We start from the raw sequence: 16,765 nt of genomic DNA, 5'->3' as shown, positions 1-16,765 counted from the left end.
TCTTTCCTATATGAATTATCAATACTTAAAATAGATCTTAGTATTTTTTATTCTTTAACTATGGCACCAAAAGGACAAACTTCAATACAAGTTCCACATTTAATACATTTATCTTTATCTATAATATGCTGCTTTTTAACCTCTCCACTAATGGCATCTACAGGACATGCCTTTGCACATTTAGTACATCTTCTACAGTTATCAGCAATATAGTATTTCAATAATGACTGACATACCCCAGCTGGACATTTTTTATCTTTTACATGAGCTTCATATTCAGCTCTAAAATAATTCAATGTTGACAATACTGGATTAGGGGCAGCTTGTCCTAAGCCACATAAGGCAGTATCTTTTATCACTTTTCCCAGAGTCTCTAATTGCTCTAAATCTTCAACTTTAGCCTTGCCTTCTGTAATCTTTTCTAATATCTCTAACATTCTTTTAGTACCTTCACTGCAAGGAGCACACTTGCCACAAGACTCCGCTACTGTAAAGTTTAAAAAGAACCGAGCTATATCTACCATACAGTTATCTTCATCCATCACAACCAATCCACCAGAACCCATCATAGCTCCCACTTCCAATAATAAGTCATAATCAACTGCTAAATCCAACTTATCTTTCGGCAGGCACCCTCCAGAAGGACCACCAATCTGAACTGCTTTAAAGTTTCTGCCATTAGGAACTCCCCCACCTATATCATAAATAATTTCTTTCATTGAAATTCCCATTGGTACTTCCACTAAACCAGTGTTATTAATATTACCTGTCAAAGAAAAGACCTTAGTTCCTCTGCTACCTTCAGTGCCTATTGAACTAAAGACTTTAGCCCCATTATTGATAATCCCTGCAATATTAGCATAGGTTTCTACATTATTAATGTTTGTCGGATGACCCCATAGTCCTTTTTGAGCTGGAAATGGTGGTTTAGATCTAGGCATCCCCCGTTTTCCTTCAATAGATGCTATCAAAGCCGTCTCTTCACCACAGACAAAAGCTCCCGCACCAGCTTTAATCTCCATATCAAAATTAAATTCTGTACCAAATAATTCTTTTCCCAACAAACCATACTCTCGCGCCTGAACAATAGCCTTTTCTAAGCGTTTAATAGCTAATGGATACTCGGCTCTAACATAAATATATCCTTTATCAGAACCAATAGCATAAGCAGCAATAATCATCCCTTCAAGAACCTTATGGGGATCTCCTACCAGTATACTTTCATCCATAAAAGCACCTGGATCACCTTCATCAGCATTGCAAACAACATATTTTTTGCTCCCTTTACTGTCTCGAGCAAACTGCCACTTAAGTCCAGTTGGAAATCCTCCTCCTCCTCGTCCCCGAAGACCTGATTGCTTAACTTCATCAATTACTTCCTGTGGCTTCATTTCAGATAAAACTTGTCCTAATGCTTGATAACCACCTCTTGCTAGATAATCTTTAATATTTTCTGGATTGATTTCACCACAATTAGCCAATACAAGTTTCTGCTGTTTACTATAAAAATCAATATCATGATAAGAGAAAATATTTTCTCCACTAACCGGATCTTGATATAATAATCTTTCTACTATTTCCCCTTCTAAAAACTGCTTTTCTACTAACTCTTTTACATCTTCAGCGCTTACTTCACAATAGAATATTCTTTCTGGATAGACAATTACAATTGGTCCTTTTTCACAAAAGCCATGACAACCTGTTTCTACTATCTTAACTTCATTTTCTAAATTGTTATTAATTAGTTCTTCTTTCAATGCATCTCGAACTTCTCTACATCCGGAGGAAACACAACCTGTTCCTCCACAGACTAGAATTCGTTTTTCTACTTTTTCTAAATCTTCTTGAAAATCTTTCTGCAACTTTTTTAATTCTTCCAGTGATTTCAAACTATTCACCTCCACAATATAGACCATTAATTCAAGAATAAAATTAAGCACTTCAGTATTTTTCCTCATAATTCATATACTTGGATAGTTATTGCTTAATTTATTATTTATTCCATCAAATCTTGAAAAGTTATTAAGTTTATTTATTTCATATCACTAGCGTTACATCGTTTTTTAGCTAAAATCACCTTTGAAAATAAAAGCTTCTTTGTTTAAATGGATAGATACTCACCACAGTACAAAATCCGTTAAACAAAGGGGCTGAAAAAAATGAAATATGCGGATAATTATACCATACTTTTAAACAAATTTATAGGTATAATCTGGTATAAACTATGTATCTATCATTTTCCCACAGCTTTTCGTCCTGTAATTCTAAAGGCTGATGGCTATCTTCACGACACACTCCACATGCTGTGTGTAGGAAATTTATTTTTTTCCTTACATAATCTTTTATTTTCTCCATAATAACAACATTATGTGTCCAAGGAATTTGCGCAACCACTTGTTGCACAAATTGAATAAAATCTATATAATCATTTATTCCTTCAGCCCATATTCCAATCTCTATTATATTGGGTAAGATTCCATTAAGTTCAACATAAAAATTATTCAGAGTGAAAATGTGTTTCTATTAATTCTTTTTCTTTTATTTTATCAAGTATTACAGCCGTTATCTTCTGGAAAAAGAGGTTCTTTTAATAAACCTGAAAAAGCCGATGTTTCTTCTTAAGAACATCGGCTTTTTTATGTATTTTATTTGAACCAACCCTTAATCCATAACCCTAATAGCATACCAGAGCCGACTACAAACATAACCCCTAGTACCGCAAAATATCCCCAACGCCATGTGAGTTCTGGCATATATTCAAAATTCATACCATAGATGCTTCCAATAAATGTTAGGGGAATAAAAATGGAAGTCATAACGGTTAGTGTCTTCATAATATTATTCATTCGGTTTGAATTTAATGAAATGTAGCTGTCTCGTATATCAGTCGTCATTTCTCGATTCGACTCAATCATTTCGGAAAGTTTCAGCAAATGGTCGTAAATATCCATGAAGTACACTCGTTCTTCTTTGGGTATTATCACCCTTTCCGAATTTAAAATTCTATATAGTAATTCTCTCATCGGGAAAATTGTTCGGCGTAATTTTAGTAACTTGTTCCTAATTTTAAATATACCTTCAATTAGATTTTGATTGGTTTCTTTCGTTTCAATTTCACTTATACTATCTTCAATTTTATAAATGGTAGGGAAATACTCATCAACAATTTTATCCATTATTAAATAAAATATGTACAATGCCCCTTTATTTAGAGTATTATTGTCTCCCATTAATTTTTGTCGAACCATTTCTATTTCAGGCGACGGCGATAAATGGAAAGTAACAATGAAATTTTCTCCAACAAATACATCTACTTCTTCAGGTGAATGTGAGTCTTGGTTTAAAGTATGTAGAACAAAAAAATCATATCCATCATAATAATCAAGTTTTGGTCGTTGCAAAAAATGCAAGCAATCCTCAATCGCTAGTGGGTGGAAGCTAAAATGTGTTTTAAGAAGCATTACTTCTTCTTCAGTAGGTGAATCAAAATCTACCCAAAACCATTTGATATCAGAATCAGATAAAAGATTTATCTGTATATCATCAATAAGTTTTAAATCGTTTGTAACCGCAAAAGTACGAATCATGCTCATTACACCCTCCTTTATTTTTGTAAACATACAATAATCTAGAAATCATATTTTTGCATCAGATACAAAAAATATAACAAACTGAGTGATGAGACAAGCATATCACAATCCCCTCAAACACAGAAAAGGCATTATTAAACAACATTAATTACATTAATTGAATTAATTATACGACATTTGATACGTGAAAATATCTCAATTTACATGTTTTGTTAATAATTCACACGTAATAAATATTTAACACGATTGTGGAGGAAGAATACATACTTCTTTTACTGTACAATCATCCATCTTGAAAAACCTCATCTGCAAATGTTTGCCCAAAAACATTTATTAAAAATATCTTAGAAAAGGAATTTGCTCTATAATTATTTTCTAACATCGTTCCTGCTAATTGATTAGCCTTTCTTAGAGTTGTTTCTTCATATAGTGGTATAGTATAAAATGTTGCATCTCTTAATTTACTAGCATCTATATTCATATTTTTAACCAACTGTTTTTTTTCCCTAATAGCTCTTCTTCTAATAGTTCGACTAATATTATCAAATGGCACTTTCTCGATTAGTCCTATGCAGCTCTTACCCTATCTCTAGATTCTTTTACTGAAGTATCTGCAAGACCTACTATATTAAAACAAGGCAAACCTCTTTCTATGTCTACCTCTACGGATACAATTACTCCATCTATGCCATTAAAAGCTGCTGTAGTAATTTTAACTGCCATAATATCACCTCTATTAGATTCTTGACAATTAAAATTACTTGTATACAGTTTTTCTTCTTTCAGCTAATAAAATCAACACTATAAATACCAATGAAACTGCACCGCTTAATATAAATGTAAAAGGTACACTAATGTTGCTGCTAAGGGTTCCAGTAAGCACACTTCCTACTGGAGTAAGTTCACTAAAAACTAATGCATATACACTCATTACTTTTCCTCTATACTAATCACTGGATTTCAGCTGCATAGTTGAATTTGCAGTAGTGCTGAAACGAATATTAAAAAATCCAACTAAAAACAGCAGCATTGAGTCTAAAACAAAACTCTTGCTAAATCCAACTAGCATAAGTACTATACTTGATATTACAGCACTTGAATAAAGCAAATATTTTTTAGGTCCAGATCTACTTTTAATTACTTGGGAAAATGCTCCTAAAAATGATCCTGCTCCCATAAAGGACATTAGAAATCCATATTCTTTAGATTCTTTATGTAGTACTACTTTAGCTAATAGAGGTATTAAAACGTTAAAGTTCATCAAAAATATACCTGCTATTGAAAATAATAAGTGCAAGCAATAACTTCCAGTTATTGCTACCACCTCTGAGGTCGTAACAGAAACTGGAAGTTTCTGTTTGATTGTAAAATATTTTTCTATATTTTACATTAATACTCCGAAAAATTAACTGTTACTATTTAACTTGAAATATTTTTAATAGTTATTTAATTATATCCATTTTCAAATCCATAAGTATCATTATAGATTCTAACTATATACACACTACTAAAAAAATGTATAATATAATTATTGCTTAAAAGAAAGGATCCGACAGAATTGAATAACAAAATTTTTTTTACAAACAAAAAGATAGTAATACTACTTGCATCATTTTGCTGCATATTATGGGGAAGTGCCTATCCAGGAGTTAAAAGTGGATATGCCCTATTTAAAATAAGTACAAATGATGTATTTTCTGAATTGTCTTTTGCAGGATATAGATTTATACTTGCAGGATTAATGGTTCTAATAGTGTCGTTATTTTCCTCTAAAAAACTATTTTCATTAAATAAAAAAAGCATTAAAGAACTTATACTCTTAGGTTTAACTCAAACAACCTTGCAGTACATATTCTTTTATATTGGACTTGCTCATACTACTGGCGTAAAAGCCTCAATAATGAATTCTACATCTGCTTTTTTTAGCGTTATTATGGCTCATTTCTTATATAAAAATGACAAAATGAACTACAAAAAAGCTATTGGATGTATACTTGGGTTTATTAGTGTATTGATAGTAAATTTCAGCAGTGAACTTTTAAGTTTTAACTTTAAAATTAACGGAGAAGTCTTTGTTGCCATAGCTGCATTTATCTTTTCAGTTTCTTCAATTTATAGTAAAAAAATTTGCCAAAGCATGGATTCAACAATTGTAACAGGTTATCAGTTATTAATTGGTGGATTGGTACTTATTATTTTAGGAATTTCAAATAAAGGCTATGTTACAAACTTTACAATAGGTTCTACACTTGTTTTATTGTATCTTAGTTTGCTTTCAGCTCTGGCTTTTTCCATATGGACAATACTTTTAAAATACAATAAGGTAGGTTCTATTGCCCTATTTAATTTTTTAATTCCCGTATCTGGCACCATTTTATCTTCAATATTTTTAGGAGAAAATATTTTTGATTGGAAAAATGCTGCAGCTCTTATATTAGTGTGCATTGGTATCTATATAGTAAATAAATCCTAAAACAAGCACTTGCAATTATTAGTAGCAAAACAAATTGTAACGATTTGTTAACAACCCCCGAGAGTAATTGACGACATTAACAAAGCAAAAATTCTATAATAAAAAGCACCCTCAACAGAAGATGCTTTATACCTTTTAATCCAAGTTACATGTTTTCTACGAATTGTATCCTAAAGCCATTAGGATCCTTAACATAGAAGAATTTAATATGTGGATTAGGCTGGAAAGGTCCATTATCTACTTCAAGTCCTTTTTCTTTTATGAACTTGATCATTTCGTCAACAGACTCAACTTCAAAGCCCAAAGAAATACCCTCAACATTATTAGTTGCTTTATGGTTTGAATCACAAATAAGTTCTACTTTTGTTTCTCCATCCCCTAAAAAAGAAATCTCCTTTTCAGCCCCAGCCATATATCTTGTACTAATAGAAAGTCCTACAATTTCTTGATAAAACTTTAAAGACTCCTCCATATTGTTAACCCTAATTGTACACCAACAAAATTTCATTATCTCACTCCTCATATTTACTTATCAGCATTTGATTTCACTGCTTTATTATATATAATTATGGCATTAACAACAACGATTTCATTATCATTTCTTCTAAAAATGTTCATTAAATTTTCAGTGTATCTGTGAGTGTGCAAGGGAATATATCCTATAATGAAGTTACACCAGCGTACTATGTATGTTTTACAAGATTTCTAGATGAACCAAAATTTTTTAGAATACTCTTAAGTATTAGAATGGTATAGAATAACAATAATATTAATATACTATAAAAAACTTAACTATATATAGCTAAATTGCAAAACTATAAAGTTCATAGTTAGAAACTTAGATTAATTAAAAACCTCAATGACTTTTAACTAGCAACTTTATCAAAGGTTCTTTTAAATTTATTTACAAGTTAAAATAGCCAATAAGGTAGGGATGTACTTTGTTTATAGCTGCTATTATCTTAAAAATTATATTAGTTTTACTTTTTATAATCACTGTAAGCTTCATACTACTATTGATAATTCCATTTAGATATAATATTAAAGGGAAAATACAAGGCACTTCTAATTATTATATAAATATTTCTTGTATGCTTAAATTGCTTAATATTAAGTTTTCAATTAAAAATCATAACTCTGAATTGCTACTGTCACTTTATAACAAAACTTTGCTACATAGTAACTTAAATGATATTAAAAATAAAAAACACATAAACCATAAACATAAACCTTATTATACATTTAAGAAATACTTTGACAAAAAGTTCTTATGCTATACAATATCATATTTAAAAAGCATACTATCTATTATAAAACCATATTATATAAAAATAGATGGAACATATGGCCTAGAAGACCCTTCTACTACAGGTATGCTATGTGCTTTTATATCAATACTTTCACAAATAACTCCAAGTACAGAAATAAATCTAAATCCTAATTTTGATGAAGAAGTACTAAATATAAAATTAATAGTTTACGGTAAGATATTTTTATTATTATTACTAATAAAAACTCTACGATTTTTATTATCAAAAGAAATAAGAAAAAAAGTGTTTAAAAAATCAAAAACTGCTGAAACTTATTAAAGAGTAGATTTATATTAATAAATACAAATTTACATAAGTGTATACTATAGATACACATAACTTATACGCAGGAATATGCTACCAAAACTGATAGCACATTTAAAAACTTTTTTATCAGTCTTAGTGAAGTGTTTTTGAAAATCTTAGGAGCTTTGATGTGTTTGAGGTACGAGTTTATCAAAGATTCTTATGAATTTATATTGAAACTACTCTTCCTTCCGTCAGAGTAGTAAGCGATTCGCACAAAATCACAGATTTTGGCTCTCTGCTTAAACACGAACTTTAGACTGATTAAAATTTTTTAACGTGCTGAAGTTTGGTAGCATATTCCGGAGTATAAGTTAAATTTCGGGCATGATTATCTATAATAAATCAGTATTAGAATTATCTTAAAATATAAGGAGGAATCAAAAATGGCAGATAATGTTTCTATAGCAGAAAATATAGATGCTTTATTTTCTAAATTGGAAAAATTTTTACGAAGTGATACCGTGGTAGGTCATCCAATTTCTGTGGGAGAAACCACTCTAGTTCCAATTGTCACAATTACTTTTGGATGTGGAACAGGTACCGGTTCAGGTTCAGGTGGCGATAACAACGGCATAGATGGTTCAGGTTCAGGTTTAGGAGCTGGTGCTAGAGTAACCCCAAACGCCATACTTGTAATCAGAAATAATGAAGTAACCATGTTGCCTGTAAAAGGTAAAAATAACCTTTCAAATTTAGTAGAAATGGTTCCTGAAATACTTTCTAAACTAGATCTTAAAAACATGAAAAAAAATGCTTCAAATCACACTGATAACGAATATAAAAATAAAGAACATAGAAATGGTGAAACTGACGAAGAAAATCACCAAGATGTGAATAAACATAAAGAAAATGACATTTTTAACGAGTCTAATGACAACTTTAAAACTCAAGATAATCAACAGGATATACCCTTGAGTTATTAACTATTAATTACTGTTATAAAGTTAACAAATAATCCAGAGATTATATTTATTTATCTCTGGGTTATTTATTATAAGTTTTCATTAATCTATACAGTCAAGTATTATTTAAACTTATTTTTATATGATTAATCTACTTTATTTCCTCTTTGTAGTCCAGTTAGACCTGTACGAACGCTTTCTTTAATTCCATAAGGCTTCATTAAATCAATAAAAGCAGATATCTTTTCCTCATCTCCGGTTATTTCAATAGTCATGCTTTTTGTATCAATGTCTACTACATTTCCTCTAAATATATTCACAGTCTCCATAATTAACGACTTATTATTAGAATCAGCAGATACTTTTATTAAAGCAAGTTCTCTATAAACAGCCTTATGAGTACTCAATTCTATTACCTTTATTACATCAATAAGTTTATTTAATTGTTTACTAACCTGTTCAAACATATATTCATCTCCTATGACAACAATGGTCATACGAGATATATTAGGATCTTCTGTAATTCCTACAGTTAGACTGTGAATATTATATCCTCTTCTACTAAATAAACCCGATATTTTACTTAATACCCCTGAATGATTTTCTACTAATACTGATAACACATATTTATTAATGATTTCCACCCCCCTCTAAAAGGTGCTCTCATAAGGATCTACAATACACTCTATAAAAAATGCTTTATTAGATTTCATAGCTTCCTTAAGAGCTTCTTGGAATTCTTCAGTGCGGTTAACTCTTCTGCCTGGTAACCCATAAGCTTCTGCTAATTTAATAAAGTCAGGATTAGCTTTAAAATCTACTCCATAATAATTCTTTCCTTTACCTGTTTGAATCTCTCTTACCATACCAAGTCCTGAGTTATTAAATAGTAGTATTATAATATTTAGATTATTTTCTGCAATAGTTCCCAATTCAAATAAACTCATTTGGAAGGCTCCATCACCCATAACGGATACAACCCTCTTATTTTGGCATCCCATTTTAGCACCAACAGCAGCCGGAAGAGAATATCCCATAGTACCTAATCCACCAGATGTAAAGAATTTTCTAGTACCCTTTACGTCAAAATTACGAGCACTCCAGATCTGATTTTGTCCTACATCAGCCACTAAAATAGCATCATCTTCCACTAATTCACTTACTAATCTTAAGGCTTCCTTTGGATTTACTTTATCCGTATCTTTTCTGACAACTTGGAATTGGTCTTTCCATTGTTTAATATCCTTAATCCACTCCTGTGTATCAATTGACACTATTCCCTTTATTAATTCTCTTAAAACATTTTTAGAATCTCCAACCACCGGTATTGTTGGTCCCAAGTTTTTTCCTATTTCTGCAGGATCAATATCTATGTGAATTATATCTGCATTTTTAGCAAAGTATTTTAACCCTGCTGTAGCTCTATCTGCAACTCTAGTTCCAATAAGTATTAGAACATCTGCTTCTGCTACAGCTTTGTTAGCATAGCTAAATCCATGAGTTCCTAATAGTCCTACATAATAAGGGTTATCCACATTGATACTGTCCTTTCCCATAAGGGTGTGAACTATAGGTATTTGAGATTTTTCTACAAATTCTCTTAATTCCTTCTCAGCTTTAGCAGAAACAACTCCTCCGCCTACGCAAATTAGAGGTTTTTTACTTGTTTTAATTCTCTCTAAGGCCTTTCTTATTTGACCCTGATGTCCATGCACTGTAGGCTTATATCCTCTAATATTTGCGCTTTCTGGATATTCAAATTCTATTTCTTCGTCTAAAATATCCATAGGTATATCTATAAGTACAGGGCCTGGTCTGCCAGTTCCTGCTATATAAAAAGCTTCTTTTAAAATTCTTGGAATATCCTTAGCATCCTTAACTAAATAGTTATGTTTTGTAAAGGATTCAGTAGCACCTATGATATCTGCTTCTTGAAAAACGTCCTTTCCAATTAAGGTAGACTTAACTTGACCTGTAATAATAATTAGAGGAATGGAATCCATATAGGCTGTAGCAATGGCAGTAATAACATTGGTTGCACCTGGTCCTGAAGTTACAATACAAACTCCTGTAGTGCCAGTGGCTCTTGCATATCCACTAGCACTATGTCCTGCCGCTTGCTCATGTCTAACTAATATATGATCAATATCGGAGTTTCTTAAAGCCTCGTATATAGGAAGTACTGCAGCACCCGGATATCCAAACACTACTTTTACTTTTTCTTCTCTCAATCCCTGGATAACCGCTTCAGCAGCTTTCATACGCTTCCCCTCCTTAAATATCTTTCCATTATGAATTAATTATTTCTTGAACAATAAGTTCTCCCATTTTTTCTGTTCCTACAGCATTTAAACCAGCTTCCATGATATCAAGTGTACGATAACCTTTGTCAAGAACTCTAGATACAGAAGCTTCTATATCTTTAGCTGCATCTTCCATATTAAAACTATATCTAAGCATCATAGCTACGCTCATGATAGTTCCAATAGGGTTAGCTTTATCCTGTCCTGCAATATCTGGAGCTGATCCATGTATAGGCTCATATAAACCTACTATTCCTTCTCCTAAACTAGCAGAAGGAAGCATTCCTAAAGAACCTGTTAACATTGAAGCTTCATCACTTAAAATATCTCCAAACATATTTTCAGTAACAATTACATCAAACTGCTTAGGATCTCTGATAAGCTGCATAGCCGCATTATCTACATACATATAACTCAATTCTACATCTGTATAATCTTCTGCTATCTTGCTTACTACTTCTCTCCACAATCTTGAGCTTTCAAGTACATTAGCTTTATCTATTAGTGTAAGCTTTTTATCCCTTTTTCTTGCAATCTCAAAGGATTTTCTTGCGATTCTTTCTATTTCTGGAGTAGAGTAAACAATTGTATCCCAGGCTTTTTGTCCTTCTGGTATGTCTACACGTTTCTTTTCTCCAAAGTATGCTCCCCCAATTAATTCTCTAACTATCATTACATCTAAACCATCGCCTAATACTTCTGGCTTTAAATTGGAAGCTGATTTAAGTTGAGGGAATAGAATAGCTGGTCTTAAATTAGCAAATACTCCTAAAGCTTTTCTTATACCTAAAAGTCCAGTTTCTGGTCTTAAATTACCAGGTAGTTTATCCCACTTAGGACCACCAACTGCTCCTAAAAGTATTGCATCACTATTTTTACAGATTTCTACTGTTTCATCAGGTAACGGACTACCTGTTTCATCTATAGCGGCTCCTCCTAGAAGCACTTCTTTAAGCTCAAACTTACATTTATATTTATTTGATATGGCATCTAATACCTTTAATGCTTGAGTGATTATTTCCTTGCCAATTCCATCTCCAGGTATAACTGCTATTCTCATTTGCTCTTCACCTCTTCTTTGATGTAATTTATAAGTCCGTCTGCATTTATTATCTTCTGCATAAATTCTGGGAAAGGTGCGGCTTTATAAGTTTTGTTCTTAGTTATGTTAGTAATTACACCTGTAGTTACATCTATAGAAACTTCATCATTATCCTCTATGTCTCTAGCAGCTTCTGCACACTCCATTATAGGAAGTCCAATATTTATTGAGTTTCTAAAGAATATTCTTGCAAAAGTTTCTGCTATTATACATCCGATTCCAGAAGCCTTAATAGCTATTGGAGCATGTTCTCTAGAAGATCCACATCCAAAATTCTTTCCTGCTATCATTATATCTCCAGCCTTTACTCTTTGAGAAAAGTTGCTGTCTAAATCCTCCATGCAGTGTGATGCAAGCTCCTTAGGATCACTTGTATTTAAGTATCTTGCTGGAATAATAACATCTGTATCTACATTATTTCCGTATTTTATTGCTTTTCCTTGAATCATTATTTTACTACCTCCTCTGGAGATGAAATTTTTCCTGTTACAGCTGAAGCTGCTGCCACAGCTGGGCTAGATAGATATACTTCACTTTGTGGATGTCCCATTCTACCTACAAAATTTCTATTAGTAGTAGCTATAGCTCTTTCGCCTTTAGCTAAAATACCCATATGTCCACCAAGACAAGGTCCACAAGTAGGTGTACTTACTACAGCACCTGCTTCTATGAAAGTTTCTAAAAGGCCTTCCTTCATTGCTTGAAGATAGATTTTTTGAGTTGCAGGGAAAATAATAGCTCTTACATTCTTATTTACTTTATTTCCTTTTAAAACTTCAGCTGCTGCTCTTAAATCTTCTATTCTACCATTAGTGCAAGATCCTATAACTACTTGGTCTATAGCTACATCTCCAACTTCATCAATAGTTCTAGTATTTTCAGGAAGATGAGGGAATGCTACAGTTGGACGAAGAGTTGATAAGTCAATTTCAATAACTCTTGCATATTTTGCATCTTCATCAGCCTTATATATAGTATAATCTCTTGTTGAATGTTCTTTTACATATTCTATTGTTTTTTCATCTACTTCAAAAATACCATTTTTAGCTCCAGCTTCAATAGCCATATTAGCCATTGCAAAACGATCATCCATAGATAAGTTTTTTAAACCTTCTCCTGTATACTCCATAGATTGATAAAGAGCTCCGTCTACTCCTATCATTCCAATAATATGAAGAATAACATCTTTTCCGCTAACCCAAGGAGCTAGTTTTCCCTTTAGTACAAACTTTATTGCTTCTGGCACCTTAAACCAAGCTTCTCCAGTAGCCATACCTGCTGCCATATCTGTACTTCCGATACCTGTAGAAAATGCACCTAAAGCACCATAAGTACAAGTATGTGAGTCAGCTCCTATTATTACATCTCCGCAAACTGCAAGACCTTTTTCTGGTATTAAAGCATGTTCAATTCCCATTTGACCAATTTCAAAGTAATTTTCTACTTCCTTATCCCTTGCAAATTCTCTAACACATTTGCATTGTTCTGCTGATTTTATATCTTTATTTGGAGTAAAATGATCTGGCACAATAGCGACCTTTTGCTTATGAAAAACTTCCTTAATACCTGTTTTATTAAATTCTCTTATAGCTACAGGAGTAGTTATATCATTACCTAATACTAAATCTAATTTTACCTTTATTAATTGCCCAGCTTCTACACTATCTAATCCAGCATGAGCAGCTAAAATCTTTTGCGTCATGGTCATTCCCATGTAATTCAACCCCTCTCAATTTTAATTATTTATCAAAACATTAAGCGACTTTTATATTTCCCATAAACATATGATATAAATATTAACAATTGTATCCAATACAATGTTTAAGAGTATATTTAAACTCATTTAAAGATATAAGTAGTTAAATGCTTACAAATTATTTAGTTATTTATAAATTTTATAAAATTAATTCATGTCATAATACAATTTATTTATAGCGTTAACAAGTGCTTTTGCACTAGCTTCTACTACATCTGTGCTTGCTCCTTTAGCCGAAAACATCTTTCCGTCTTTTTCAATTTTTACCGTAACTTCTCCTAAAGCATCATTACCGCTGCCTACAGCTTTTATAAAATAATCTTCAAGTTTAACCTGAATACCTGTAGCTTTTTCAATAGCCTTAAAAGTAGCATCTACAGGACCATCTCCACATGCAGCTTCACTAATACTGTTACCTTCAAATCCAATTTTAACAGTGGAAGTAGACATTATAGTATTTCCACTAGAAACCTGGTAGTACTCAAGATTAAATACTTCTGGTACTTGAAATACTTCATGCTTAACTAATGTTTCAATATCTTCATCAGAAACTGATTTCTTCTTGTCCGCTAAATCCTTAAACTTCTCAAAAGCTTCATTTATTTTATCAGCATCTAAATTAGTATATCCAAGTTCTTTTAAGCGATCTTCAAAAGCATGTCTACCTGAATGCTTACCTAGTACTATAAGATTTTTCTTTAATCCTACTGATTCTGGAGTCATAATTTCATAAGTCTCTCTACAGTTTAATACCCCATGCTGATGAATACCAGACTCGTGAGCAAAGGCATTAGCTCCAACTATGGCTTTATTATTTTGAACTTGAACTCCTGTCATATGACTTACTAATCCACTAGTTCTAATAATTTCCTCAGTAACTACGTCTGTGTGACAATTAAAATAATTAGCTCTAGTCTTAATAGCCATGACAATTTCTTCTAATGCAGCATTACCTGCTCTCTCACCTAAGCCATTTACTGCACATTCAATTTGCTGTGCTCCATTTTCTATGGCAGCAAGTGAATTAGCCACTGCTAAGCCTAAATCATTATGACAATGCACACTAATAATTGCTTTATCAATATTAGGAACATTTTCTTTAATACCTCTAATGAAACTACCGTATTCACTTGGTGTTGTATATCCTACAGTGTCTGGTATATTTACTATGTCAGCTCCTGCATCTATTACTGCCTCTAAAACTTTATACAAAAATTCTGGTCTAGTTCTTGTTGCATCTTCTGGAGAAAATTCAACACTTGGACATAAAGATTTAGCATACTTAACCATCTCAACAGCTCTCTTTAAAACCTCTTCTGGTGTCATCTTTAACTTATGCTCCATATGAAGATCAGAGGTGGCAATAAAAGTGTGTATTCTAGGCTTTTCAGCATACTGAAGAGCTTCCCATGCACGATCTATATCTCCTTTAGCTGCTCTGGCTAACCCTACAATAACAGGACCTTTTATACTTTCAGCAATAGCTTTAACTGCTTGAAAATCTCCGTTAGAAGCTATAGGAAAACCTGCTTCGATAACATCCACATTCATTTTTTGTAATTGTTTTGCAATTTGTAGTTTGTCATTTATATTTAAACTCACACCCGGAGTTTGTTCTCCATCTCTTAAAGTAGTATCAAATATATATATTTTTTTTGTCATGAAAAATCCTCCCCCTTTAATGTAATAATCTTTTTTACATTAAGAGGGGCTAGATTTACATCCCAAGCACGCCTCTTAATGCTATGTATATATTATTCCTTATTTTTAACCCAAGGCATCATTTTTCTAAGTTCTTTACCAACAGTTTCTATTTGGTGTTCTCTTTCTTTTCTTCTTATTGCATTAAAGGATGGTCTGTTTACTTGGTTTTCAACGATCCAGTTTCTAGCAAAAGTTCCATCTTGTATTTCTGTTAATACATCTTTCATTGCTTTTCTGCTTTCCTCTGTTATAATTCTCTTTCCTGTACAGTAATCTCCATACTCAGCAGTATCACTTATTGAGTATCTCATGTAGCTTAAGCCGCCTTCATTAATAAGGTCTACTATTAGCTTCATTTCATGTAAACATTCAAAATATGCACTTTCTGGTTGATATCCTGCTTCTACTAGAGTTTCAAAACCTGCTTTTATAAGTTCTGTAACTCCTCCGCATAATACCGCTTGTTCTCCGAAAAGATCTGTTTCAGTTTCTTCTTGGAAAGTAGTTTCTAATACTCCAGCTCTTGATCCGCCAATTCCTTTTGCATAAGCTAATGCATATTCTTTAGCTTTTCCGCTAGCATCTTGATGCATTGCTATAAGACATGGAACTCCTTTTCCTTCTTCATATTGGCTTCTTACAGTGTGTCCTGGTCCTTTTGGTGCTACCATGAATACATCAACGTAAGCTGGTGGCTTTATTTGTCCAAAGTGGATATTGAATCCGTGAGCAAATACTAATGATTTTCCTTCTGTAAGATTTGGTTCAATACTTTCTCTGTAAAGTGCTGCTTGTCTTTCGTCTGGTATAAGTATCATTATGAAATCTGCCTCTTTTGCTGCTTCTGAAGCTTCTAGTACTTTTAATCCTGCTGCTTCAGCAATTTCCCAAGATTTACTTCCTTTATATAGTCCTACACAAACATCTACTCCACTATCTTTTAAGTTAAGTGCATGAGCGTGACCTTGGCTACCATAACCTATAATTGCTACCTTCTTACCTGCTAATAATTCTAAATTTGCATCGTGATCATAATACATTTTTGCCATTTTTTTGTTCCACCCTTCTCTTATTTAAAATCTAATATAGTTTATAATTTTCTAATATATAATAATTTATAACTTTTTAACATATAAATTTTTTAACATATATAATAACATTTTTGAAATTTATATAAGTTTCCACTGGCCAGTTGAAAAACTTTTTGCAATTTTAAATATAAAAAAACAGACCTCCTCTATGGGGCGAGAAGTCTGTCGCGGTACCACCCAATTTTTTTACTCATATAAATAACGACTTTCGCCGGCTCAGCTTAC

17 protein-coding genes and 1 pseudogene are annotated in these 16,765 nt (G+C 32.3%); 3 read left to right on the top strand and 15 right to left on the bottom strand.

Annotation, left to right across the window (positions count from 1 at the left end; genetic code table 11):
• Positions 1–47 precede the first annotated feature (47 nt).
• From nuoF to HGI79_RS09325, 7 genes and pseudogenes are all read right to left on the bottom strand, one after another.
• Positions 48–1,916 carry an NADH-quinone oxidoreductase subunit NuoF gene (nuoF, locus tag HGI79_RS09355; protein WP_207725748.1) on the bottom strand — a complete coding sequence of 623 codons (1,869 nt, stop codon included), beginning with the start codon at positions 1,914–1,916 and terminating at the stop codon, positions 48–50.
• Between the two features lie 283 nt (positions 1,917–2,199).
• Positions 2,200–2,403 (bottom strand): hypothetical protein, encoded by a 204-nt coding sequence (locus HGI79_RS09350; RefSeq protein ID WP_185650452.1) that lies wholly within the window; start codon positions 2,401–2,403, stop codon positions 2,200–2,202.
• Between the two features lie 242 nt (positions 2,404–2,645).
• On the bottom strand, positions 2,646–3,593 hold the full coding sequence (gene corA / locus HGI79_RS09345; protein WP_313885197.1) for a magnesium/cobalt transporter CorA: 948 nt from the start codon (positions 3,591–3,593) through the stop codon (positions 2,646–2,648).
• Positions 3,594–3,873: 280 nt separating this feature from the next.
• Positions 3,874–4,143, bottom strand: coding sequence for a hypothetical protein (locus HGI79_RS09340; RefSeq protein WP_185650451.1), 270 nt, complete (start codon positions 4,141–4,143; stop codon positions 3,874–3,876).
• Between the two features lie 17 nt (positions 4,144–4,160).
• Positions 4,161–4,313 (bottom strand): annotated as a pseudogene (locus HGI79_RS09335) (magnesium chelatase domain-containing protein); the annotation flags it as partial.
• A gap of 34 nt (positions 4,314–4,347) precedes the next feature.
• A complete protein-coding gene (locus HGI79_RS09330; protein ID WP_185650449.1) occupies positions 4,348–4,521 on the bottom strand; it encodes a hypothetical protein in 174 nt (57 codons plus the stop codon).
• A 15-nt stretch (positions 4,522–4,536) separates the two neighbouring features.
• Positions 4,537–4,851, bottom strand: coding sequence for an MFS transporter (locus HGI79_RS09325; RefSeq protein WP_241428180.1), 315 nt, complete (start codon positions 4,849–4,851; stop codon positions 4,537–4,539).
• A gap of 297 nt (positions 4,852–5,148) precedes the next feature.
• Between HGI79_RS09325 and HGI79_RS09320 the strand changes: the two genes are divergently transcribed.
• Positions 5,149–6,063, top strand: coding sequence for a DMT family transporter (locus HGI79_RS09320; protein WP_185650447.1), 915 nt, complete (start codon positions 5,149–5,151; stop codon positions 6,061–6,063).
• A 145-nt stretch (positions 6,064–6,208) separates the two neighbouring features.
• On the opposite strand, the gene HGI79_RS09315 is transcribed toward HGI79_RS09320, so the two are convergent.
• On the bottom strand, positions 6,209–6,571 hold the full coding sequence (locus HGI79_RS09315; RefSeq protein WP_185650446.1) for a VOC family protein: 363 nt from the start codon (positions 6,569–6,571) through the stop codon (positions 6,209–6,211).
• Between the two features lie 661 nt (positions 6,572–7,232).
• Here HGI79_RS09315 and HGI79_RS09310 point away from each other — a divergent pair.
• Together HGI79_RS09310 and HGI79_RS09305 are read left to right on the top strand one after the other, a co-directional pair.
• The gene (locus HGI79_RS09310) at positions 7,233–7,652 is read left to right on the top strand and encodes a DUF2953 domain-containing protein (RefSeq protein WP_185650445.1); all 420 of its coding nucleotides are present in this window, start codon (positions 7,233–7,235) and stop codon (positions 7,650–7,652) included.
• Between the two features lie 413 nt (positions 7,653–8,065).
• Entirely contained in the window at positions 8,066–8,605 is a 540-nt protein-coding gene (locus tag HGI79_RS09305; protein ID WP_185650444.1) for a spore germination protein GerW family protein, read from the top strand.
• Between the two features lie 125 nt (positions 8,606–8,730).
• Here the strand turns inward: HGI79_RS09305 and ilvN are convergent, their stop codons facing one another.
• The 7 genes from ilvN to ilvC form a co-directional block, all read right to left on the bottom strand.
• The gene (gene ilvN / locus HGI79_RS09300; RefSeq protein ID WP_185650505.1) at positions 8,731–9,219 is read right to left on the bottom strand and encodes an acetolactate synthase small subunit; all 489 of its coding nucleotides are present in this window, start codon (positions 9,217–9,219) and stop codon (positions 8,731–8,733) included.
• Between the two features lie 15 nt (positions 9,220–9,234).
• The gene (ilvB, locus tag HGI79_RS09295) at positions 9,235–10,845 is read right to left on the bottom strand and encodes a biosynthetic-type acetolactate synthase large subunit (RefSeq protein ID WP_185650443.1); all 1,611 of its coding nucleotides are present in this window, start codon (positions 10,843–10,845) and stop codon (positions 9,235–9,237) included.
• A 28-nt stretch (positions 10,846–10,873) separates the two neighbouring features.
• Positions 10,874–11,947 carry a 3-isopropylmalate dehydrogenase gene (leuB, locus tag HGI79_RS09290; RefSeq protein ID WP_185650442.1) on the bottom strand — a complete coding sequence of 358 codons (1,074 nt, stop codon included), beginning with the start codon at positions 11,945–11,947 and terminating at the stop codon, positions 10,874–10,876.
• The gene (leuD, locus tag HGI79_RS09285; RefSeq protein ID WP_185650441.1) at positions 11,944–12,438 is read right to left on the bottom strand and encodes a 3-isopropylmalate dehydratase small subunit; all 495 of its coding nucleotides are present in this window, start codon (positions 12,436–12,438) and stop codon (positions 11,944–11,946) included. The genes leuB and leuD overlap by 4 nt, the downstream gene beginning before the upstream one ends.
• Entirely contained in the window at positions 12,438–13,703 is a 1,266-nt protein-coding gene (leuC, locus tag HGI79_RS09280; RefSeq protein ID WP_185650440.1) for a 3-isopropylmalate dehydratase large subunit, read from the bottom strand. Before leuC ends, leuD begins: the two co-directional genes overlap by 1 nt.
• 189 nt (positions 13,704–13,892) lie before the next feature.
• Positions 13,893–15,407: a 2-isopropylmalate synthase gene (locus HGI79_RS09275; protein WP_185650439.1), complete on the bottom strand. Its 1,515-nt coding sequence runs from the start codon at positions 15,405–15,407 to the stop codon at positions 13,893–13,895.
• 92 nt (positions 15,408–15,499) lie between these two features.
• A complete protein-coding gene (gene ilvC / locus HGI79_RS09270; protein WP_185650438.1) occupies positions 15,500–16,498 on the bottom strand; it encodes a ketol-acid reductoisomerase in 999 nt (332 codons plus the stop codon).
• Positions 16,499–16,765: the final 267 nt, after the last annotated feature.

The sequence above is a fragment of the Clostridium sp. DJ247 genome (assembly GCF_014231265.1).
The sequence above is the reverse complement of the archived record's forward strand: the minus strand, read 5'-3'. Positions and strand labels throughout refer to the sequence as shown.

Coding starts and splice junctions, on each gene's coding strand:
- nuoF (WP_207725748.1), bottom strand. CDS start 1,916: ATGGTCTATATTGTGGAGGTGAATAGTTTGAAATCACTGGAAGAATTA.
- corA (WP_313885197.1), bottom strand. CDS start 3,593: ATGAGCATGATTCGTACTTTTGCGGTTACAAACGATTTAAAACTTATT.
- HGI79_RS09330 (WP_185650449.1), bottom strand. CDS start 4,521: ATGAGTGTATATGCATTAGTTTTTAGTGAACTTACTCCAGTAGGAAGT.
- HGI79_RS09325 (WP_241428180.1), bottom strand. CDS start 4,851: ATGAACTTTAACGTTTTAATACCTCTATTAGCTAAAGTAGTACTACAT.
- HGI79_RS09315 (WP_185650446.1), bottom strand. CDS start 6,571: ATGAAATTTTGTTGGTGTACAATTAGGGTTAACAATATGGAGGAGTCT.
- HGI79_RS09305 (WP_185650444.1), top strand. CDS start 8,066: ATGGCAGATAATGTTTCTATAGCAGAAAATATAGATGCTTTATTTTCT.
- ilvB (WP_185650443.1), bottom strand. CDS start 10,845: ATGAAAGCTGCTGAAGCGGTTATCCAGGGATTGAGAGAAGAAAAAGTA.
- leuB (WP_185650442.1), bottom strand. CDS start 11,947: ATGAGAATAGCAGTTATACCTGGAGATGGAATTGGCAAGGAAATAATC.
- leuD (WP_185650441.1), bottom strand. CDS start 12,438: ATGATTCAAGGAAAAGCAATAAAATACGGAAATAATGTAGATACAGAT.
- leuC (WP_185650440.1), bottom strand. CDS start 13,703: ATGGGAATGACCATGACGCAAAAGATTTTAGCTGCTCATGCTGGATTA.
- HGI79_RS09275 (WP_185650439.1), bottom strand. CDS start 15,407: ATGACAAAAAAAATATATATATTTGATACTACTTTAAGAGATGGAGAA.
- ilvC (WP_185650438.1), bottom strand. CDS start 16,498: ATGGCAAAAATGTATTATGATCACGATGCAAATTTAGAATTATTAGCA.